The sequence below is a fragment of the Snodgrassella alvi genome (genome assembly GCF_040741455.2).
GTDB lineage: Bacteria > Pseudomonadota > Gammaproteobacteria > Burkholderiales > Neisseriaceae > Snodgrassella > Snodgrassella alvi_E.
On the sequence record NZ_CP160328.2, the window covers coordinates 243688 to 265222 of the forward strand.

21 protein-coding genes are annotated in these 21535 nt (G+C 38.9%); 17 read left to right on the forward strand and 4 right to left on the reverse strand.

Annotation, left to right across the window (positions count from 1 at the left end):
- Nucleotides 1-98: 98 nt before the first annotated feature.
- On the reverse strand, nt 99-1586 hold the full coding sequence (gene putP / locus ABU615_RS01110; protein ID WP_370389023.1) for a sodium/proline symporter PutP: 1488 nt from the start codon (nt 1584-1586) through the stop codon (nt 99-101).
- Nucleotides 1587-2147: 561 nt separating this feature from the next.
- On the opposite strand from putP, the gene radA reads away from it, so the two are divergent.
- The 10 genes from radA to ABU615_RS01160 all read left to right on the forward strand — a co-directional run bounded on the left by radA (nt 2148) and on the right by ABU615_RS01160 (nt 11579).
- On the forward strand, nt 2148-3527 hold the full coding sequence (radA, locus tag ABU615_RS01115; RefSeq protein WP_370389024.1) for a DNA repair protein RadA: 1380 nt from the start codon (nt 2148-2150) through the stop codon (nt 3525-3527).
- An 82-nt stretch (nt 3528-3609) separates the two neighbouring features.
- Nucleotides 3610-3927 carry a putative quinol monooxygenase gene (locus tag ABU615_RS01120; RefSeq protein WP_370386325.1) on the forward strand — a complete coding sequence of 106 codons (318 nt, stop codon included), beginning with the start codon at nt 3610-3612 and terminating at the stop codon, nt 3925-3927.
- A 145-nt stretch (nt 3928-4072) separates the two neighbouring features.
- A complete protein-coding gene (locus ABU615_RS01125) occupies nt 4073-4723 on the forward strand; it encodes a fumarylacetoacetate hydrolase family protein (protein WP_370389025.1) in 651 nt (216 codons plus the stop codon).
- A gap of 176 nt (nt 4724-4899) precedes the next feature.
- Nucleotides 4900-6375: a glycosyltransferase family 39 protein gene (locus tag ABU615_RS01130; RefSeq protein WP_370389026.1), complete on the forward strand. Its 1476-nt coding sequence runs from the start codon at nt 4900-4902 to the stop codon at nt 6373-6375.
- Between the two features lie 92 nt (nt 6376-6467).
- Entirely contained in the window at nt 6468-7430 is a 963-nt protein-coding gene (locus ABU615_RS01135; RefSeq protein WP_370389027.1) for a glycosyltransferase family 2 protein, read from the forward strand.
- A complete protein-coding gene (locus tag ABU615_RS01140) occupies nt 7427-7840 on the forward strand; it encodes a GtrA family protein (protein WP_100140167.1) in 414 nt (137 codons plus the stop codon). Before ABU615_RS01135 ends, ABU615_RS01140 begins: the two co-directional genes overlap by 4 nt.
- Nucleotides 7833-8615 carry a ChbG/HpnK family deacetylase gene (locus ABU615_RS01145; RefSeq protein ID WP_370389028.1) on the forward strand — a complete coding sequence of 261 codons (783 nt, stop codon included), beginning with the start codon at nt 7833-7835 and terminating at the stop codon, nt 8613-8615. Before ABU615_RS01140 ends, ABU615_RS01145 begins: the two co-directional genes overlap by 8 nt.
- A gap of 179 nt (nt 8616-8794) precedes the next feature.
- Nucleotides 8795-9808: a methionine ABC transporter ATP-binding protein gene (locus ABU615_RS01150; RefSeq protein WP_370389029.1), complete on the forward strand. Its 1014-nt coding sequence runs from the start codon at nt 8795-8797 to the stop codon at nt 9806-9808.
- Nucleotides 9805-10473 carry a methionine ABC transporter permease gene (locus ABU615_RS01155; protein WP_370389030.1) on the forward strand — a complete coding sequence of 223 codons (669 nt, stop codon included), beginning with the start codon at nt 9805-9807 and terminating at the stop codon, nt 10471-10473. Before ABU615_RS01150 ends, ABU615_RS01155 begins: the two co-directional genes overlap by 4 nt.
- A 293-nt stretch (nt 10474-10766) precedes the next feature.
- Nucleotides 10767-11579 (forward strand): MetQ/NlpA family ABC transporter substrate-binding protein, encoded by an 813-nt coding sequence (locus ABU615_RS01160; protein WP_267390283.1) that lies wholly within the window; start codon nt 10767-10769, stop codon nt 11577-11579.
- A gap of 55 nt (nt 11580-11634) precedes the next feature.
- On the opposite strand, the gene ABU615_RS01165 is transcribed toward ABU615_RS01160, so the two are convergent.
- Nucleotides 11635-12219 (reverse strand): superoxide dismutase, encoded by a 585-nt coding sequence (locus ABU615_RS01165; protein ID WP_370389031.1) that lies wholly within the window; start codon nt 12217-12219, stop codon nt 11635-11637.
- Nucleotides 12220-12432: 213 nt separating this feature from the next.
- On the opposite strand from ABU615_RS01165, the gene dnaB reads away from it, so the two are divergent.
- From dnaB to ABU615_RS01195, 6 genes are all read left to right on the forward strand, one after another.
- A complete protein-coding gene (dnaB, locus tag ABU615_RS01170; protein ID WP_100140173.1) occupies nt 12433-13824 on the forward strand; it encodes a replicative DNA helicase in 1392 nt (463 codons plus the stop codon).
- A gap of 105 nt (nt 13825-13929) precedes the next feature.
- Complete coding sequence (locus ABU615_RS01175) at nt 13930-14640, forward strand: GspH/FimT family pseudopilin (protein ID WP_267390284.1); 711 nt, start codon at nt 13930-13932, stop codon at nt 14638-14640.
- Nucleotides 14641-14672: 32 nt separating this feature from the next.
- Nucleotides 14673-15149, forward strand: coding sequence for a hypothetical protein (locus ABU615_RS01180; protein ID WP_367488388.1), 477 nt, complete (start codon nt 14673-14675; stop codon nt 15147-15149).
- Nucleotides 15149-16090 (forward strand): PilW family protein, encoded by a 942-nt coding sequence (locus ABU615_RS01185; protein ID WP_370389032.1) that lies wholly within the window; start codon nt 15149-15151, stop codon nt 16088-16090. The genes ABU615_RS01180 and ABU615_RS01185 overlap by 1 nt, the downstream gene beginning before the upstream one ends.
- A 36-nt stretch (nt 16091-16126) precedes the next feature.
- Nucleotides 16127-16741: a PilX N-terminal domain-containing pilus assembly protein gene (locus ABU615_RS01190; RefSeq protein WP_180296723.1), complete on the forward strand. Its 615-nt coding sequence runs from the start codon at nt 16127-16129 to the stop codon at nt 16739-16741.
- Between the two features lie 32 nt (nt 16742-16773).
- Nucleotides 16774-17229 (forward strand): type IV pilin protein, encoded by a 456-nt coding sequence (locus tag ABU615_RS01195; RefSeq protein ID WP_370389033.1) that lies wholly within the window; start codon nt 16774-16776, stop codon nt 17227-17229.
- Between the two features lie 109 nt (nt 17230-17338).
- Here ABU615_RS01195 and ABU615_RS01200 read toward each other — a convergent pair whose 3' ends face one another.
- Nucleotides 17339-17740: a Spy/CpxP family protein refolding chaperone gene (locus ABU615_RS01200; RefSeq protein WP_100140178.1), complete on the reverse strand. Its 402-nt coding sequence runs from the start codon at nt 17738-17740 to the stop codon at nt 17339-17341.
- Nucleotides 17741-17855: 115 nt separating this feature from the next.
- Between ABU615_RS01200 and rpe the strand changes: the two genes are divergently transcribed.
- Nucleotides 17856-18557 (forward strand): ribulose-phosphate 3-epimerase, encoded by a 702-nt coding sequence (rpe, locus tag ABU615_RS01205; protein ID WP_370389034.1) that lies wholly within the window; start codon nt 17856-17858, stop codon nt 18555-18557.
- 176 nt (nt 18558-18733) lie between these two features.
- Here rpe and polA read toward each other — a convergent pair whose 3' ends face one another.
- Nucleotides 18734-21529 carry a DNA polymerase I gene (gene polA / locus ABU615_RS01210; RefSeq protein WP_370389035.1) on the reverse strand — a complete coding sequence of 932 codons (2796 nt, stop codon included), beginning with the start codon at nt 21527-21529 and terminating at the stop codon, nt 18734-18736.
- Nucleotides 21530-21535 lie beyond the last annotated feature (6 nt).

A 21535-nucleotide genomic window follows, 5' to 3' on the forward strand; every position in this document is an offset into this window, starting at 1 on the left:
GACGAAATCATAATATAACTTTGTAATAAAATAAATTGATTTGCTGTTGTGTTGGTTAGGGTATCTTATGTTTAAATCCTTATATGCGAGATTGTAATTTAATCCATATTGCTATGATAACGATCATGTGCTTGTTTAAAATGATTTTGTATCAATTGATTTGGTTTTTTATCAAACAGGCTGAATAGCACAATGGCTATTGAAGCAAGCAGAAAGCCCGGGATAAGCGAATAAATATTAAACCACTTGAAATTGATCCACAAAAGTACGGTTATCGCACCTGTAATCATACCGGCCAAAGCGCCATTACGTGTCATTCTTGACCAGAATACTGAAAAAATTATGATTGGTCCGAAAGCTGCTCCAAAGCCGGCCCATGCGTGGCTGACCAAATCCAGCACGCTGTTATCCGGATTAATTGCTAATACGATGGCAATGACTGAAACCAGTAACACCATGCTTCGTCCTACCCATACTAGCTCTCTTTGCTTTGCTTTAGGTCTAAAGTAAGCGCGATAGAAATCCTCAGTGAGGGCGCTGGAACAAACTAGTAATTGGCAACTCAGGGTACTCATTACTGCAGCGAGTATGGCGGCTAAGATGATGCCAGCTATCCATTGATTAAAAAGCAATTTTGACAGTTCGATGAAAATACGCTCATGTTTACCGTGGCTAACTAGATAATTCAGTTCAGGATGTCGGGCAAAAAAGGCTATGCCGAAAAAGCCAACGGTAACCGCCCCAGCCAGACATAAAACCATCCATGTCATACTGATGCGACGGGCATTTTTCATCACTTTATGTGAGTCAGCAGCCATGAAGCGGGCAAGAATATGTGGCTGCCCGAAATAGCCCAGACCCCAGCCTAGCAAAGAAACAATTGCAACCAAATCCATATGGGCAAATAAATTAGTGTAGTCAGGGTTTAAGGAGTGAATATAGGCAATTGAATCCGAAAGACCGCCGGCATTTATTATTACCATAATAGGTGTTAAAACCAAAGCAAACATCATTAGACTGGCTTGAATAGTATCTGTCCAACTTACAGCTAAAAAACCACCGACAAAAGTATAAATGATTGTCGCACCCGCTCCTGCCAGCATAGCCCAGCCGTAACTCATTCCAAAGGTGCTTTCAAATAGTTTGGCACCGGCAACTACCCCTGAAGCACAGTAAATGGTAAAGAAGATAAGAATGATCAGCGCTGAGATAATACGTAGTAAAGAGCTATTGTCATCAAAACGGCGTGCAAAATAATCTGGCAGTGTCAGAGAATTATGATTAATTTCAGTAAATACTCGGAGACGACCAGCAATCAGCAACCAGTTTAAATACGCTCCGATAATCAGGCCAATGGCTATCCAGCTTTGTGATATACCAAACAAAAATACAGCTCCCGGCAGACCCATTAGCAGCCAGCCGCTCATATCTGAAGCACCGGCTGAGAGTGCAGTAACAATACTGCCAATTCGACGTCCACCTAAAATATAATCGCCGAAATTTTGCGTTGAACGATATGCAAAAAATCCAATCGCTATCATTCCTACTATGTACACTGCAAAGGTGACAATCATTGGTAAGGACATTTTTTTAAAACCTGTTTATGTATATGGAATATGATATCAGTTTTGGTAAAGGTAATATGCCTAAAATCAGGAGGTTTATTTGAAATAATTTACAGAATTGATTATATGTCTGCAAAAGATACAGATAGTAAAATCAGAGCAATGTGATAACCATTGTTTTATTGGACACTGATTATGTGCATCCGGATAGTTTCAATTTATCCTGCATAGGTTCAATACCAGAAGTATATAATACTTTACATATATATACTCTTGAGAATTATTTTGTATATCCGCCATCCCAATTTCTCATTATATAGATTGAAAAGCTATTCGGATATTTTTAGATAGTTTCAACTTTATGCCAGCAGTGACGATTTATTCAGATACGCTGATAAAGTTTTTAATCTGGCAATGTAGATATAAATATTGTTGTTTATCAAAAATCATTAGATTCTATTTATATGAGGCATGAATAAGGCTTGTAATGGTTGAGTTTTTCGCATTAGGTAATGGCAAAAGCAGGAATATTTAAATTCTTAAAATGGTTTTCTATTCTAAGCGGGTTATCGGAAAGAAATAATGGCAAAACAAAAAACTCAGTTTCAATGTCGCAGTTGCGGTGGTCAATCGCCAAAATGGCAAGGTCGTTGTCCGCACTGTGGTGAATGGAATACGCTAGAAGAAACGATAGTTCTGCCTGCTGCTAGTGGCAATAGCCGCTTTCAATCATGGGCCTCTGGTCAGTCTGCAGTACAGTTACTGGCAGAGGTAAGCGCAGTGGAAGTCCAGCGTACGCCTACTGGTATGAATGAGCTTGATAGGGTACTTGGCGGAGGTCTGGTGGATGGTGCTGTTATTTTGCTGGGTGGAGATCCCGGCATAGGTAAATCTACTTTACTGTTGCAAACAATTGCTTTAATGGCTGAAGAAGAGTCAGTACTGTATGTTTCCGGTGAAGAATCTGCGCAACAGGTGGCTTTACGGGCTCAACGACTTGGTATCCAAGCGGATAGGGTGCACTTACTGGCAGAAATCCGTGTTGAGGCCATAAGCGCTGCTATAGCACGTCTGAATCCCAAAGTAAAAGTAGTAGTAATTGATTCAATTCAAACCATGTATTCTGACAGCATTACTTCTGCACCTGGATCTGTTTCTCAGGTACGCGAATGTGCCGCTCAGCTAACCAGATTAGCTAAGCAGCAAGGCATCAGTATGCTGCTGGTAGGACATGTTACTAAGGATGGTGCAATAGCCGGTCCACGTGTTTTAGAACATATGGTGGATACGGTTTTGTATTTTGAGGGTGAAACTCACTCTAATTATCGCATGATTCGTGCGATTAAGAATCGTTTTGGTGCTGCCAATGAGTTAGGCGTATTTGCTATGACTGAAAAAGGGCTCAAAGGGGTATCTAATCCATCTGCTTTGTTTCTATCCAGCTACCGTGATGATGTTCCCGGCTCCTGTGTGCTGGTTACTCAGGAAGGGTCACGCCCATTGCTGGTGGAAATTCAGGCATTGGTAGATGATGCGCATGGTTTTGCGCCAAAACGTTTAACGGTGGGACTAGCACAGGAGCGGCTGGCAATGCTGCTGGCTGTGCTTAATCGTCATGCAGGTATTGCTTGCTATGATCAGGATGTGTTTCTAAATGCGGTTGGTGGTGTAAAAATTACCGAACCGGCTGCTGATTTGGCTGTAATACTGGCTATGTTATCAAGCCATCGTAACCGTCCGTTGCCGGAAAAGCTGATTGTATTTGGCGAGGTGGGCTTATCCGGAGAGATTCGTCCTGTGCCTCGTGGCCAGGAGCGTTTACGAGAGGCAGAAAAACTGGGGTTTACTCATGCAATTGTGCCGGTAGCCAATTGTCCGAAACGAGCAGCAGATTTTCCAGGGTTAACGATTATTGGAGTCAATTCGGTACAGGAAGGAGTGGATGCCAGCCGGCGCAATTGATGATTATATTTGCCAGAATACGATTAAAGGAATAGTCTTGTTAGTGATAAATATTATTTTTAAATGGTATTGGTTATAAAAAATGGAGATAAAAATTATGTCAAATCCCATCAAGCTTGTAGCTACAATGGAATTGAAAGCAGATGCATGGCCGAACATTTCAGCAGCGGTTGAGCAATGCGTGAAAATGTCACGTCAGGAACGGGGCAATGTATTTTATACAGCTAATAAAGATCTTGATAAAAAAAACCGTATTGTATTTGTGGAATGCTGGGCTGATGAAGCAGCCATTAACGAGCATGGACAAACTGCTCATTTTCAAAATTTGATTAAAACTGTAGAACCTTATTTAAAAGAACCTATGCAGTTGTTAAAATTGAGTGAAATTACCAGTTTTTAAGTCGGTTTAGGCGGTAATTAACTATGTAATCGCTCATAATAAAGCCAGAATCAGTTTTCAATATTCTGGTTTTTTTATGTGTAAAGCTGTAAGAATCCAACCGATAGCTTTATCAGACTGAACGATATTTTATGGGGACACGAGATTGAAAACCATTCAGATCGAGGGCCAAGAGGCTGTTGTAAGTAATATTTTTTGTATCGGTCGCAATTATTCCGAACATGTAAAAGAATTGCATAATGCTAAACCTGAAGAACCCGTGGTATTTATGAAACCCACTTCTGCACTGGTACAGGCTGGAGAAAACATCATACTGCCTGCATATAGTCAGGATGTGCATCACGAATGTGAACTAGTAATTTACATTAAAGAAGACGTTAAAGATGTTGGGGAAGATACCGCTTTAGATTTTGTGGGCGGATATGCAATTGGTTTGGATTTAACAGCACGTGACGTGCAGAGTAAGTTAAAGGAGAAAGGTTTGCCTTGGGAGAAAGCTAAAGGTTTTCCCACTGCTGCATGTATTTCATCCTTCATTGCTGCCGATAAAATTAATGATATTCAGCAGCAGGATTTCTATTTAAAGGTTAATGGGCAGATACGTCAGCGTGGAAACAGCGGTGATATGATGTTTACTTGCTGCCAAATTATCAGTTATTTATCACGTGTATATGGCTTACAGGCTGGTGATATTATTTATACAGGTACACCGTCAGGTGTTGCAGCCATTAAATCTGGAGATGAATTGGAATTAATCTGGCCGGAAAAAATTTCAGTTAAATTTCAAGTGGCGTAGATGATCTAGCTGGAGATATTTAAGCGCAATTGGTTGTCCAGTTGCGCTTAAGCTTTCTGTCGGATTTTAAGTAATCAGCATCCGATCATTGCTCAGCGCAGGGTTTGTGTTTTCCATTTACCCCTATTTTTTTCAATACCCTTATAATAGTAGGTTTCCAAAAACTAAAACTTTCCATGTCAAGCAAACCGTTTTCAGTCAGATTGCCTTGGTGGCTGGCACTTTATTTTATTATTTGGGCAGTACTGCCATTTATACTTTCCGCCAGCTATCCATTGGACGTACCTGAAGGTATTTACTGGGGTCGAGAATGGCAATGGGGATATTATAAGCATCCACCTCTTTCAAGCTGGGTTTTATATTCTTTTTATAATCTTTTTGGACACATTGGTCCCTATATTCTGAGCCAGTGCACTATAGCTTTAAGCCTTTGGTTGGCCTATTTGTTTGGACGTGAGCTGATGAGTCCGGCCAGAGCTTTTTTAGGCAGTTTGTTTTTATTGGCTGTGTTTTATTATACTTGGCCATCATTAGAATTTAATCATAATATCGCACAAATGCCAGTCTGGTTGGGGCTGGTTTATACATTTTATCTTGCGACACGAAAAAATCACTGGCGCTATTGGTTAATATTTGGATTTATAGCCGGTGCCGGTATGCTGGTGAAGTACACAGTGGCAGTATTGATTTTTACCATGCTGCTGTATTCCTTGTGCACTTCTTGCCGCCGCTTGTGGTGTTCACCGAAACCTTGGCTGGCAATGCTTCTGGCTTTGATGGTATTTGCTCCGAATGTATATTGGCTGACACAGCATGATTGGTTACCGTTAACTTATGCTTCAGCCCGTTCTGCTGAAGATGCCAGTCGCAGTGGCCATTTGGCTGCATTGGGCTATCTGGGGACACAGATAATCAATCATCTTCCACTATTGCTGATATTGCTTTGTAATCGGACACGCCTGAGCTTGAGTACACCAGCACAAATTCTTCATCAGTCAGACTGGCGGTTCCTATTATGGATGGGATTGATGCCGACGCTGTTACTTGTTGGTGCTGGTTTGATTTTTGGATTAGGTTTGCGCGACATGTGGGGCATGCCGATGTGGGGTCTTTCCGGATTGATTATAGTTGCGCTGATTCCTGAACAGGTGTTTACGCTTAAAAAATACTCCTTGCTCAAAGGCATTGCTATCTGGGCATTGCTTGTTACTATATTGATGGCTATCTATGTTGAATTTGGTGCACGCATACGTCATAAACCCTCACGTATGGACTGGCCGCAGCAAGCTCTGGCTACACAAGCAGATATGCAGTGGCAAACGTTTTCTTCATGTAAACTGGATAGTGTTACGGGTTCAGACTGGATTGTTTTACTAGTGGCTTCTTATTCTGAATTTTCACCTTCGGTGATGGTTTCTGGTAATGCGGCCTATTCACCATGGATGAACGCTGAACGCTTCCATCAGCATGGAACTTTAGCAATATGGCCGGCTAATGAGCAGCCAAACCTGCCATGGTTGCAAACACTAAATCAACAGCCTGATGTGGTGTTGAAACAAGGAGAATGGTTTATAAAATGGACAAAATTACCTGAGCGCGAACCGCTGAAAGTAATCTGGCAGGCTTATATACCTAAAAAATGTCTTAAATAACAACAGGTATATTTTTTATAGCATGAAAATTGGCTATTATTTACTCAGAATTTGAGCTATTTGCTTTGGTATTAGCCTGCGAGGTAAATTAAATGGAAAAAAATAGAATTGGTTTGAGTATTATTTTACCAATATACAATGATGCAGCAGCGGTAAAACGTTTTTTGCCAGAGTTATTTTCTTTTACTGGACAGCAGGAGCAAGTTTGTGAAGTGATACTAGTTGATGATGGTAGTAAAGACCATTTAAGTGCTGCTTATAAGCAGTTCAAAGAACAGCTTCCTCAAAATACAGCTTTGCGACTAATACAATTTTCGCGCAATTTTGGTAAGGAAGCAGCACTTACTGCTGGATTGGCACAAGCTCAGGGGGAGCTAGTGACGATGATGGATGCAGATGGACAGCATCCAATAGTTGTGCTGAAGGAAATGCTGGACTTAATGCATACCAGAGATGTGGATGTAGTGGCAGCAGTACAAACCTCGCGAGAACACGAAAGCCTGTTAATCCGGACATTAAAAAATGGGTTTTATCATTTCATGCAGGATACGCACCGTTATGAGCTGACCCCTAATGCGGGCGATTTTCGTTTGATGAAGCAACGTGTTGTTCAAGCTTTATTGCAACTCCCGGAGCGCCAGCGATTTATGAAAGGGTTGTACGCATGGGTAGGTTTTTCCACTCTATATATCCCATTTCAGGCTTCTCCGCGAAAGACAGGAAAGAGTAAATTTAATTATTTTAGTCTGTTTGAGCTGGCTCTTGTTGGAATCACTTCGTTTTCACAACGACCCTTGCGCTGGATTTCACGTATGGGTCTGATTCTTTCTTTATTGGCCATCATATACGGACTATACATCGTTGGTGATACCCTGTTTTTTGGCAAAGATCTTGCCGGCTGGCCTACACTGGCTGCGGGAATAATGTTTTCCGCAGGCATTCAATTGGTTTGTCTGGGGGTGATTGGTGAGTATATAGGCCGTATTTATGAAGAAGTGAAACAACGGCCGCTTTATCTGGTGGACAAAGTGTGGGACAGTCGCGACCAAAAATGAAATCATTATCTAAACAGGGTTTGTGGTTTGTTGTTGTAGGCTCAGCTGCTGCGGCAACGCACTTTTCCTGTCTTGTACTGCTCGTACAGTATGCAAAACTGTTGCCTGTAATCGCTAATCCAATGGCCTTTTTATGTGGATTCGTGGTTAGCTTTGTCGGCCACTATCATTTTACATTCAGCCAAACAGGCTATACTTGGCTGCAGGCACTCTGGCGCTGGTTTTGCAGTTCCTTGACGGGATTTGCATTAAATCAGATTCTGTTTATGGCCGGAATCAATTGGTTTGGAAATCAGGCCTACTGGTGGTTGTGGTTTATTGTAACCGCAATCGTAATGGTATTATCTTTTTTACTGGGTAAGTTTTGGGCCTTTAACGAGAAAGTAAGCCATGAAACCAGTCATGATTAATGTTGATGATTTGGGGCTGTCTCCAGCTGTTAATGAAGCCGTTCTGCGCTTAGCGGAGATGCAACGTATACAGGCTAGCAGTTTTATGAGTCTTGGGACAATTGCACCAGATGAGGTGGCTGAGCTCAAAAGGCATCACATCGATATAGGCCTGCACTTTGATTTAACCGGTTTCGCGGCTTCGGATGGTCTAAAACGAGTATTATTCAAATCCTATCTGCATGGATGGAAACAAAACAAAATACAGGATGCAATCAATCAACAACTGGATTTATTTGAAGATAAAATCGGCGCGAAACCAGTTTTTGTGGACGGCCATCAACATGTCCATCAGTTTCCGCAGATACGTTCCGTTTTGATTAATACATTATTGCGACGTTACGACAATACAATTGCTATTCGAAGTACAAAAACCACGCAACGAGATTTAAAAGCTAAGATAATTCATGCCCTAGGCGGCTCAAAATTGGATAAATCTTTACAAAGTGTACATATACCGCACAATTATGCTTTTGCTGGTATTTACAGTTTCAAAGCTGACAGACAGATACTAGAGTTTAAATGGAATGAATGGTTGGCAAGTGCTTCTGATAGTGGTTTGCTTATCATGTGCCATCCGGCTGTACCATCCAAATTTTGGACCGATGAGATTAAAGCGGCGCGTGAAACAGAATGGTTGTGGCTGAAAAGCGAAGCATTTGCTTTGTGCTGGAAGCAGCATCAATGTCAAAAGGCAAACTGGCAAACATTGCTACAAAGCCAAACTCTTCAGTAAACTTTATTTTAATATCACAATTCTAGCCAGTTTCACTACTATTTACAGTATACTTGCATTTTTTAGCCTTTGGCATGGGTGAATCCCTCTGCACATTCATAATATATCAAGTACACTATTTGTATCGCATTTCACATATATAAACAGGAAGAAGTCGCTCAGGGTTATTAAGGGTCGTTATGATCATATTTGAAAATATAAAAAAAACTTATATCAAAAACAAACAGCAAGTACATGCCTTAAATGATATCAATCTTACTGTAGATACCGGTGATATCTTCGGGTTGATCGGCTGGAGTGGAGCAGGCAAAAGCAGTTTAATCCGGCTGGTTAATCAACTGGAAAAACCTACTTCAGGTATCGTTAAAGTAGATGGTGTTGATTTAAATAAGCTGGATGTGAAGGCACAACGTGCGCACAAGAAAAAAATTGGCATGATTTTTCAGCATTTCAATTTGCTAGAATCCAAAACTGTTGCTCAGAATATTGCCATTCCATTAGTTTTACAGGGCATAAATAAGGAAGAAATTGAGCGTCGAGTAGAAGCCATGCTTTCTTATGTTGATTTGTCCGGCAAAAAAGCGAGTTATCCCAGCCAATTGTCCGGCGGACAAAAACAGCGCGTTGGCATTGCACGTGCTCTAATTACTGAACCCTCTATACTTTTATGCGATGAAGCTACTTCAGCGCTAGACCCACAGACAACCCTTTCTATTTTAAAATTATTAAAACAAATCAACAGTGAACGCAATATTACAATTTTACTGGTTACCCATGAAATGGAAGTAATAAGTTCTATTTGCAATAAAGTAGCGGTAATGGAGAAAGGTCAAGTTATCGAGCAAGGTTCTGTACTGGATATTTTTTCAGCACCTCAGCAAGAAACAACCAAAAAATTTGTTAGTACCGTTATCAATGCAGAAATACCAGAAGCTGTATTAGAGAGTCTGACAGAACAAGACAATATATTTAGATTAGAATTTTTAGGTGATTCAGCCAGAGAACCTGTTGTTAATGAGCTAATTTTGAAGCAGCTGGTAGAAATCAATATTCTTTTTGCCAATATGCGTGAAATAGGAGGCGTTGTGCTTGGTAGCATGTTTATTCAGATGAATGGCACAGAAACAGATGTTGACAAAGCAGTGGCGTTTTTGCAGGAAAGAGGCGTTAAGGTTGAAAGAGGTGGTGTATGAATCATTGGATGGATACCTCACTAACAGCTGACCAGTTTGGTACAGCTTTATTGCAGACTTTTAATATGGTCAGCATTTCTTTTGTACTCGGTTCAATACTGGGTACTGCAATAGGCGTTTTGCTGTTGCTGACACGTCAGGGTGGCGTGTGGCCTAAACCTATTTTGTATAACCTGCTAAATATCATTATAAATATTGTCCGTTCATTACCTTTTATCATCTTGTTGATATGTGTCTTGCCGGTTGCCAGTATATTTATTCATACATCTATTGGCACTAAAGCAATGATTATTCCGTTGATAATATTTGTTTCACCCTACATTGCTCGTCTAATAGAAAATTCATTATTAAGTGTGCCCGCAGGAATTATCGAAGCAGCTCAATCAATGGGTGCCACAAATTTTCAGATTATTCGCTACTTTATATTACCAGAGGCGATGCCATCAATACTTCTTGCCCTAACCACAGCGTTGATTGGTTTAATTGATGCCACAGCAATGTCCGGAACAGTAGGAGGAGGGGGGATTGGTGATTTGGCAGTAAATTACGGTTATCAGCGCTTTGATTATGTAATTATGATCGTTACTGTTATCGTGTTGGTATTAATCGTACAAATCATTCAGACTTTGGGTAACTGGCTGGCGGCCAGAGCCAAAAAAAATTAACCTTATAGACGGCTTAAAGCCGTCTTTTTTAATTATAACCTTATAAAATTACGTTCTTTGGTTAGTAGATAACTATTCTATTATCATTGCTGCTATTCAAGAGAATATACAGACTAATTTTATTCTGAGTAAAACCTATGCTCGATATATTCATCAGCGAGCAAATAGGAATTGCAGAGTAAAACAAATTTTTTTTCACGGAATCAATTAATGTTATTAATTTCCATTCAAAAATAAAAAGATATTATTTTATAAAATGAAATTTTAAATTACCCACAATCGGAACAAATGGTATGAAACTGATAAAGTATTTTTTGATATTAATTGTGACATGTCTGGCACTCGTTGCATGCCAGCAAGAACAGAGCAGTACTAAACAGATTGTTATCGGCACATCGCCCGGACCCTATAGCCAGTTGTTTCTTGATGCCATCAAGCCAATACTGGAAAAACAGGGTTATCAAATTAAGCAAATTGATTTTTCAGATTTGATGCAGGCAGACATTGCCTTGCAGCAAGGTAGTGTCGACATCAATGTTGATCAACATACTGCCTATATGGATGCGTTTAACCAAAATAAAAAGGCTAATTTGGTAGCATTAACTCATATACCCACCGTACCTACAGCAATCTATTCCAAACGCCATACCAATCTACAAGCAATAAAAAATGGGAGTGCAATTGCTGTACCTAATGATCCGGCAAATGCTGCACGAGCATACCGATTGTTAGCCAAAGCAGGATGGATTACTCTAAGCCCCTTATCTAATCCAGGTATGATTTCCAAAAATGATATTAAATCAAATCCCTATAAGCTGAATATTACTGAACTGGATCCGGGAAATATTCCTCGCACTTTGTCTGATTTCGATTATTCAGTTATTCCTGGAAGCAGAGCCTATGCAGCTAAAATTAATCCTGATCTGGCATTGCTTCAGGAAGACATTGTCCCTTCATTTGAACTGGTAGTTGCTGTAAGGTCAGATAATGTGCAAAAACCATGGGCTCAAGCAGTAAAGGCTGCATATAATTCAAATGATTTCAAGCAATATATGCAAACTCATAACACCAAGCACTACTGGTATATTCCTGGAGAAAAAAACTGAAACAGGAATCCATAAAAAAACTGCCTTAAATTAAGGCAGTTTTTTTATTTTTGTATCAGGCTGCAAAGCGTTTTTCAACTTCGCTCCAGTTAACAATTTCCCAAAAATTGCTTAAGTAATTAGGACGGCTGTTACGATAATCAATGTAATAAGCATGTTCCCATACATCACATGTCAGCAAAGGTTTATTATCAGTTGTCAATGGAGTGGCCGCATTGCTGGTTGATACCAGATCCAATTCACCTGCCGGTGTTTTTACCAGCCAAGCCCAGCCAGAACCGAATGTTCCGGCAGCTACTTTATCAAACGCTTCTTTAAATGCATCAAAACTGCCCCATTTAGCATTGATGGCCTGTGCCAAGGCTCCATTTTCAGTTAGTGCCACGCCTTTGGGTGCAAAACCAAACCAGTAAAATGTGTGATTCCATGATTGTGCAGCATTATTGAATAAACCGCCTGAAGATTTCTTAACAATTTCTTCAAGTAGCATATTTTCAAACTCAGTACCCTTAATCTGATTATTCATATTAGTGATATAAGTCTGATGATGCTTACCGTAGTGATATTCCATGGTTTCTTTGGAAATATGAGGTGCTAATGCATCTAAAGCATAAGGCAAAACTGGTAATTTATGTTCCATGGTTGCGATTCCTTCTGATAGAGTGGTTAGTTTGTGTTTTACAGTGCGTCTATCGTTCAGGCAAATGATATCTATTTGCAAATATATAGAACGTTTAACTCACCTTAAACCTTTATATGGTTCGTTAATATTGTAATACACTGCTCTCATCTGCGGCAAATAAGCATGGTCTTAATGGTAAAATTGAAAAAAAAGTTATTAAAGTAAGAATATATGGAAGAAAACAATATAAACAACGAAGAAATCAGTCAGCTGGCCGTTCCACCACATTCAATGGAGGCTGAACAGTCTGTTCTGGGTGGTTTAATGTTGGAAAACAGTGCCTGGGACCGAATCGCGGATGTAATCGATGAAAATGATTTTTATCGTCATGAACATCGGCTTATATTTAAGGGTATAAAAACACTGGTTGAGCTTTCCCGTCCTGCAGATGTCATTACCGTGCAGGAAGAGCTGCAACGAAGAGAAGAGCTTGATGCAGCTGGCGGCCTTGAGTACCTAATTACATTAGCTCAGAATACACCTTCTGCAGCTAATATTCGCCGATATGGCGAGATAGTTCGGGAGCGTTCTATTATGCGTCAGCTGGCACAGGTAGGGACACAGATAGCTCGCTCAGCCTATAGTCCGCAGGGTAAAGATGCTGCACAGATGCTTGATGAAGCCGAAAATAGCGTATTTCAGATAGCAGAATCTACCGCACGGTCGAAGCAGGGTTTTTTAACCATGCCGGTGTTATTGAAAGAAGTTGTTACAAGGATTGATTATTTATATTCACGGGACAATAAAAACGATGTTACTGGAGTGTCAACTGGATTTATTGATCTGGATAAAATGACTTCTGGCCTACAGCCGGGGGATTTGATTATTGTAGCCGGACGCCCGTCTATGGGTAAAACGGCCTTTTCTTTGAATATTGCAGAACATGTAGCTATAGCAGAAAAATTGCCGGTTGCGGTTTTTTCAATGGAAATGGGTGGAGCACAGCTGGTTCTGCGTATGCTTGGTTCAGTAGGGCGAGTAGACCAAAGTGTACTTAAAACCGGACAGTTGCAGGATGAACACTGGGGTAAACTTAACGATGCAGTAGTTAAACTTACTGATGCTCCTATGTTTATTGATGAAACCCCAGGTTTGACTGCATTAGAAGTACGTGCACGTGCGCGACGTCTTGCCAGACAGCAAGGGGGTAAATTGGGTCTCATCGTGCTTGACTACTTACAATTAATGTCCGGCTCTGGACGCTCAGATAACCGAGCTTCAGAATTAGGAGAAATTTCACGTTCTCTTAAGTCCTTAGCTAAAGAGCTCCAGGTGCCCATCATCGCATTGTCACAATTATCACGTACAGTTGAGCAAAGAACAGATAAACGACCCATGATGTCAGATTTAAGGGAATCAGGCGCAATTGAGCAGGATGCTGATTTGATTATGTTTATGTATCGTGATGAATACTACCATCCAGACAGCCAATTTAAGGGATTGGCAGAATGTATTATCGGTAAACACCGTAATGGTCCAACAGGGAAAGTGCATCTGACATTTCAAGGTCAGTTTACTAAATTTGACAATGCGGCCATGCCTGAAGGTTATTTTGATGAATAGTTCAGTTTTCAAGCCAGAAAAATAGTCATAAACCAGTGAAATGTTGTAAAATTATACGAAAATAATTCCATATTAACTTAATTTGGGCACTTTTAGGGTTGAATTATGGTTTCATCCAAACCAAGCAATGCTGGTTTTACCTTGATAGAACTGTTAATCGTTATAGCAATTACAGCCATACTTGCGGCTGTAGCCTTACCAGCTATGAATCATTTGGTTGCTTCCCATCGAGCTTATAACCGTGCTGATCAATTACTTGCAATGTTTCAGTTTGCCAGAGCTGAGGCTATACGTACTAATACTCCAGTTTTAATCTGCCCCACATTAATTAGAAAAAATACTTCTACTTCTAATACTTGTGTAAATTTTGGCGATTATGAAAATGGTACAAAATGGCAAGGTTTTATTGCGTTCAGTGATAATGATTTAGATGGTGCGTATAATGCCTCTAAAGATACATCAGTACGCACGGTAGCTTTAAATCAGAATTATGATGATAATATAAATAAAATCAAAGTTAAAATGCATTGGGGTGTGTGTAAAAATGGCAAGGCTGATTGTAAAGACGAAATTGCAGAATCCAAAATGCTGGCTTTCATGCCAAATGGTCAGTTTGGATTAGGTAATGGCAAAAATTCATCTAATTGGGATATAGGGCAATCCAGTGTAGCGTTAGAAGTTACTGATGCTAAATACGAAGACATTAAAAGACGAATCATAATAACACCAAGCGGTAAGCCGATTGCCTGTTATGGAAAATCTGGGAATGATTCGGTTTCAAATACTCAGATTTGTACTTCTCAATTATTTAACTAAAATGATTAATATGAAAATATTTGGATAAGTTTATGAATCAAAGCCATTTAGTTGTATATTCATTACATAAATTAAAGAAACAAAATGGTTCTACAATTGTAGAAGCAATTGTGGCTATGTTTGTATTGTCATTTGGTGTGTTGGCATTGATGCTGGCTCAGATTACAGCGGTGCATACTTCAATTAATGCTGCAAACCAAGGAGAAGTAACAAGAGCAGTGCAAAATTATATCGAACTAATGAATTCAGAAGCCAGAATTTCCCTTAAAGAAAAATTAGATGAAAATAAAAATAAAATATTATATATAGCTAAAGATTATTCAAATTTTGATGATGCCAACTGTAATAATCGTTTAAATATTCATTTAACTAATGCACAAATAACTTCCTGTACTATTCGAAATGGTAAAATAGATGTTTCTTGGAGTGGTCAGGCACTGGACAAAAACGATAAGAATAATAATGTTAATAATAATAGCTTTTCGTATACTCTAACTGCAGGCCAATAATGAAAAAAACATTAAATAAAAATATTAGGATTGTACTGATGAGAAAATCCCATATAGAGCCTGAACCAAAGAATTTTCTAGTCAGACAGCAAGGGTTCAGCTTGGTTGAACTCATGGTGGCAACGGCAATCAGTATTATTGTGTTACTAGCAGCAAGCTCAACCTTTCTAGCAACTTATAAATTAAAAGAGCAGGTTAAGACACGGATAAATTATGAACAAGATGTTCGTAATGCTTCGAATGTTATACGAAGTGATATGCGTCAGCTAGCTAATTTTAGCTGTATGAATCCCCCTGATATTAATGAATTAAATGACATTTTTTCTGGAGCATTCACCAACTCTAATAATAAACAATATTTATCTACTACATTCACTAAAGATATTGGTGTCACACCTGTAGCAGGAAGCAAACCTTTAGTACTTACGTTTATAAATGATAAATTAGCCAATAATATTCTTGCTAGCCAATGCAATACTGACATTAAAAAACTGGGTGAGCATGAAAAACTTGGTGAAGCTGTAAGTGGGGTTGTTTATTTGGTAGGGACGACAGTTTTTGATTCTAAGCCCGGTTTTTATCGTATAAATTACATTAATCAAATGTGGAGTGCTCCAGAGTTGATCGTGAGTAATGTCGTAAAAGCCAAATATGATTTTTATTATGATGCACATAAAGATTCAGAATGTCCACTTATTCACAAAGCTTCGGAGGCTTCAGCTGCTTCAAGTGCATCTGAAGCAGGACAAATGAAGCCGTTAGAACCAAATATTAGCCATAAACAAGATTTGGATTTGGATTTTTTGCACCCTCCGGTAATGATTAAAACTACACTTAGTGTAAATCCAAATTTGACAAGCACAAGTACAAATAATACTGAAATAGATTATGAAATCAATGCAAGTGTTAGACAGGGTGAAGTTTGTACAAGTGGTAAATAATTTACAGATAAACTATTCTGGAATATGACATCTGACATGAAAATCGATTATAGATCCTTACAAACCAGACAGTCTGGATTTGCATTATTTCTAGTTCTGATAATGATGATTGTTATTGCATTTCTGGTTGTAGCTACGATGCAAAGCACATCAATGGATACTCGAACCAGTGCTAATGATAGCGATCATCAGCTTGCTCTTCAAAATGCTCAGATTGGTTTGAAAGCAGCAGAAGATAGAATTAGTAAATGGCCAGGTTTGAAAACACAACAAATATTTTCATGTGATTGTAAAGATGGATTATGTGCAGCTAATGGGATTGATGCAGCCGCAGTATTAAGTGTTTTAGCTGCTGTTGAAAAGAATTGCGGTGAATTGCCGGATGTTTGGAAACGATCAAATGTTTTTTCAAATGTAGATGGCAAAGACAATAAAGATCCATCAACCAAAGTTCAACCAGATAATACCACTCCTTCCTCACCACAAAATCAAGACGTAAAATCTAGATATGTCATTGAATATCTGGGACCCGATAAAAATGCAGGTGTTGGTATATATTTATTTAGAATTACGGCCAAAGGTTGGGGAAAAAATGATAGCACTACTAGCATTGTTGAGGAAACCATTCAGGCATCTTTATATGATTTTTGATAAGATATAAACTTTATAATTGGTGCAGATGCATGAGAAAATATAATAATGGTTTTACTTTAATAGAACTTATTATCGCAGTAGCTGTTATGGGAATACTGGTAGCTTTTGCTTTACCGGCCTATGATAACTATATAGAAAAAGCAGATTTAGCAGATGCTACTTCTACATTGATTATAATCAATCAAGATGTTGCCCAGCAAAAACTGAGTTTGTTTAATAGTAATATACAAAAGTCAAATATAGACGAAGCAATTAAAAATCATGTTGGTAAAAATACTAACGTGGATAGGAAATATACAATAGCCGGAGTTTGTGATAGTACCGATAATTGCAGTGATTTTCATCTATATGCTGAACCAAAAGGGGGAATAAATTTAAAAAAATCCATTTGGATGAGCAGTGATTCAAGTACTTATATTTGTGATAATAAAGACATCAGTAATATAAGTGATCCATCTGGAAGCCCTGAATGTAAAAAACAATAATTAAAAGCGAATGCTAAAATTTTTTTAATACTAATATATTAATGGATAACAATAAATATCTCAGATATATTCTTGCTATTGATATTTAAACAAATGTATATTTATAATTTCAGCGCAAACAGTTATTTATCCAGTTAAGACGTTGTTGCCGATTTAAAACCTGTAAAAATTCATGTTGAACTTTTAATTCATCTACGTCTTGCTGCATCCGCGGCATATAATGGTTTAAAACATAGCGTTTGGCGTCAGCTTCATCAAATTTGGGTTGCATCAGAATCTGATTTAATTGTTCATTTTTACGTTTGTTGTTTGCAGTGCGTTGTAAGTTGGTATCCTGATTTCGTTTATACTGCATTCTGATAAATCTAAGTCTGGCTTTTTGCATTTGTGTTAGTTCTAGCTTGCGGACATCACAATTAACCTGTCCAGAAGCAAAAGTAGAGCAAGTGAATGCGAATAGTGCAATGCCGGTACAATAGCGTACTATTTTTTGCCAGCAAAGTGCTACCATTGTGTTCTCCCTTTAATTTCCATCGGACAATATGAGTATACTTCATTAGCAGTCAAGCACATATAATGGCCGTAAACTTGCGTAAAGAATATTATATACTTGGAGTCTTTTATTTATGAATAACTTAAAAAAGCCTGATTTTTTTATTGCACCCAGTATATTGTCTGCAAACTTCGCTTTTCTGGGAAATGAAATAAAAGCCGTTATTGACGCAGGTGCAGACTGGATACATTTTGATGTAATGGATAATCATTATGTACCGAATCTGACATTTGGACCCATGGTTTGTCAGGCTATTAAACCCTATGCTTCTGTTCCTATAGATGTGCATTTGATGGTAGAGCCAGTAGACGATATGATCAATGCATTTGCTAACGCTGGGGCAGATATTATCACTTTTCATCCTGAAGCTACTAAGCATGTGGACAGAAGTTTATCTCTGATCAAAGTAGCAGGATGTAAGGCTGGGTTGGTTTTAAATCCTGCTACTTCAGTATATGTTTTAGAGCAAGTAATGGACAAATTGGATGTAATATTACTGATGTCTGTGAATCCGGGATTTGGTGGTCAGAGTTTTATTCCTTCGACTTTAGAAAAAATTCGACAAGTTCGCTCTATAATTGATACATATGCCAATAATAATGGACGCTATATACGTCTTGAAGTGGATGGGGGTGTTAAGATAGATAATATTGCTGAAATAGCAAAAGCAGGGGCTGATACTTTTGTTGCTGGTTCTGCTATATTTGGGTTTGAGGATTATGGCAAACAAATATCGGCAATGCGTGAACAATTAGCTAAAGAAGGTCGAATCTAATTAAATCGCATAAAATTAATATGTTAATAATTTATGTTTATATTGCCATATGATTGTTAATTTTATATATTAACATTTAATTTTATATATTCAGTAGGTTATGAAAAAGCAGTCCTTTTATAGCAGACTGCTTTTACTCTCAATTTGCAATTGAAATATTTCTACAAAATGCTTGTTTAATGAGCTTCTTCCCAGTTATGTCCGCTGCCAACATCAGCAATTAATGGAACGCTTAATTTGGCAACAGCTGACATTAATTCTGGTAATTGATGCATTACATCGGAAAGTTCTGATTCTGTTACTTGTAACACCAATTCGTCATGTACCTGCATAATGAGTTTTGATTGCATATTTTGTTGTTCCAGCCAATCTTGCACTGCAATCATAGCTCGCTTGATTAAATCAGAAGCAGTTCCTTGCATTGGCGCATTGATGGCTGCTCTCAAAGCTCCAGCACGTTCTGTACCATTGCTGCTTTTTAAACCAGGTAAGTAGAGGCGCCGACCAAATAAAGTTTCTACAAAACCGTGTTGGAATGCCTGTTCTTTAGTTTTTTCCATATATTCATGCACACCTGGATAACGACTAAAGTAGCGTGATATGAAATGTTGAGCTGCTTGCAATTCGATTCCTAATGATTTTGCCAAACCATATTCGCTCATACCATAAATCAGTCCGAAATTAATCGTTTTAGCATATCGACGTTGTTCAGCTGTTATTTCATTTTGCGAAGTAGAAAAAATTTCGGCTGCTGTGCGTTTATGGATGTCTTCATTATTTTGGAAGGCATCAATCAGAGTGGCATCTTTTGAAAGATGTGCCATGATACGTAGTTCTATCTGAGAGTAGTCGGCAGAAACGATTAGCTGGTCGGGTGGGGCGATGAAACTTTTGCGGATTCGGCGGCCTTCTTCTGTGCGGACAGGTATATTTTGTAGATTTGGGTTGTTACTAGCCAGTCGACCTGTGATAGCTACGGCTTGCGCGTAGGTAGTATGTACACGCCCAGTGTCTGAATTAATCAGCTGAGGGAGTTTGTCGGTGTATGTGGATTTCAGTTTTGCCAGTGTTCGTGTCTGTAGAATGAGCTTGGGGAGGGAATAATCCGTTGCCAGTTTCTCAAGCACAGCTTCATTGGTTGAAATTGCACCAGATGATGTTTTTTTAAGTCCCGTAGTTGGGATACCCATTTTATCAAATAGAATGGCCTGCAGTTGTTTGGGGGAATTCAAATTAAATGGTTGGCCTGCCAGCTGATATGCCTGTTCTTCAAGTTTGATTAGCTGATTGCCTAGCTCGTGGCTCTGTTGTGTTAATTCTTGTCGATCAATTAAAACTCCAGTACGTTCCATAAGAAATAATATGCGCTCAATTGGAATTTCTAAATGATGGTAAAGCTCTAGCTGAGCTGAATTCATTTGCTGCCGGAGTAAAATTTCTAAACGCAATGACACATCTGCATCTTCTGCAGCATAATTCACAGCATCATCCAGAGGCACATCGGAAAAACAAATTTGCTTGGCGCCTTTACCACATAAATCTTCATATTTAATAGTCTGCCAGTTTAAATGTCGGAGCGCTAGTTCGTCCAGACTATGGCTAAGGTGGCTTTCGACAATATAAGAAGCAAGCATAGAATCGCCAATAATACCATTTAGGACGATGTTATAATTGGCTAATACGTGTTGGTCATATTTAATATTTTGACCGATTTTGCCAAGTTTATTTGATTCTAGATAAGGCTTCAAACAGTTTAATACCGTTTCTAAAGGTAGCTGTTCATTAACAGCAGTAGGGATGTGACCTACAGGAATATAAAAGGCTTTACCTGGTTCTAAAGCGATGCTGATACCCACTAGATTGGCTTTCATGGCGTCTAGATTATCGGTCTCAGTATCCAAAGCGATGGTATGGGCGTTTTCTAACTGTGTTTTTAATTCTGTTAATTGTTCATTTGTTGTAATTGCTGAATATTGTTTAGGAATATTCTTTAAATAATCCGTTTCAGTGCAAATTGTATTATTGTCTGTACCAGAGTTTTTAATGATTTCTGATTCGGCAAACAAATCTTCTGTTGGCTCTTTAGAATCACTTAAGTGATGTTCATCCAGATGCGTTTGCGCTTCTTTTAACCAATTTTTGAAGCCAAGTTCTTGAAAGTTTGGTATCAACTCTTGCCAATTTGGCTTCTGACGTTTTAAATCTTCTATTCCGCGTGGTAATACATCTTGCAGGTTTACGTCTGTTTTAATTGTTATTAACTGGTAAGAAAGAGGGAGTTTAGGTATTGCAAGGCGTAAGTTTTCACCAACTTTACCTTTAATATCGTTGGCGTGCTGGATGATATTCTGCAAGGTTTCATATTCCTTTAACCATTTTACAGCTGTTTTAGGGCCGCATTTATCGACACCTGGCACATTATCGACCTTATCTCCAATTAAACTTAGATAATCAATAATTTGTTCGGGCTTAACACCAAATTTTTCTATTACACCTGAGATATCAAGCTTTTCATTGCTCATGGTATTGACTAGAGTCACCTGATTATTTACCAGCTGAGCCATGTCTTTGTCGCCTGTGGAAATAATTACTTCGTATCCAGCCTGTTGTGCCATGCAGGATAATGTACCTATAACATCATCTGCTTCTACACCGCTAACAGATAATACAGGCCATCCCATTAATTTGACTAGTTCTGGTAAAGCCTCAGCCTGTGGCCTTAAATCTTCAGGCATGGGGGGACGGTTGGCTTTGTATTCTGGATACATCTGATGGCGAAAATTTTCGCCCTTTGCATCAAATACGCAACAGGCATAATCATGTGCTGTATCCATGCGCAGACGTCTGAGCATATTCAGTACACCGTATAATGCCCCCGTGGGCATTCCTTTAGGACTGGTTAAAGGTGCTAAAGCATGAAATGCGCGGTATAAGTAAGATGAACCGTCAACCAGTAATAATTTTTTTTGCATTGTAAT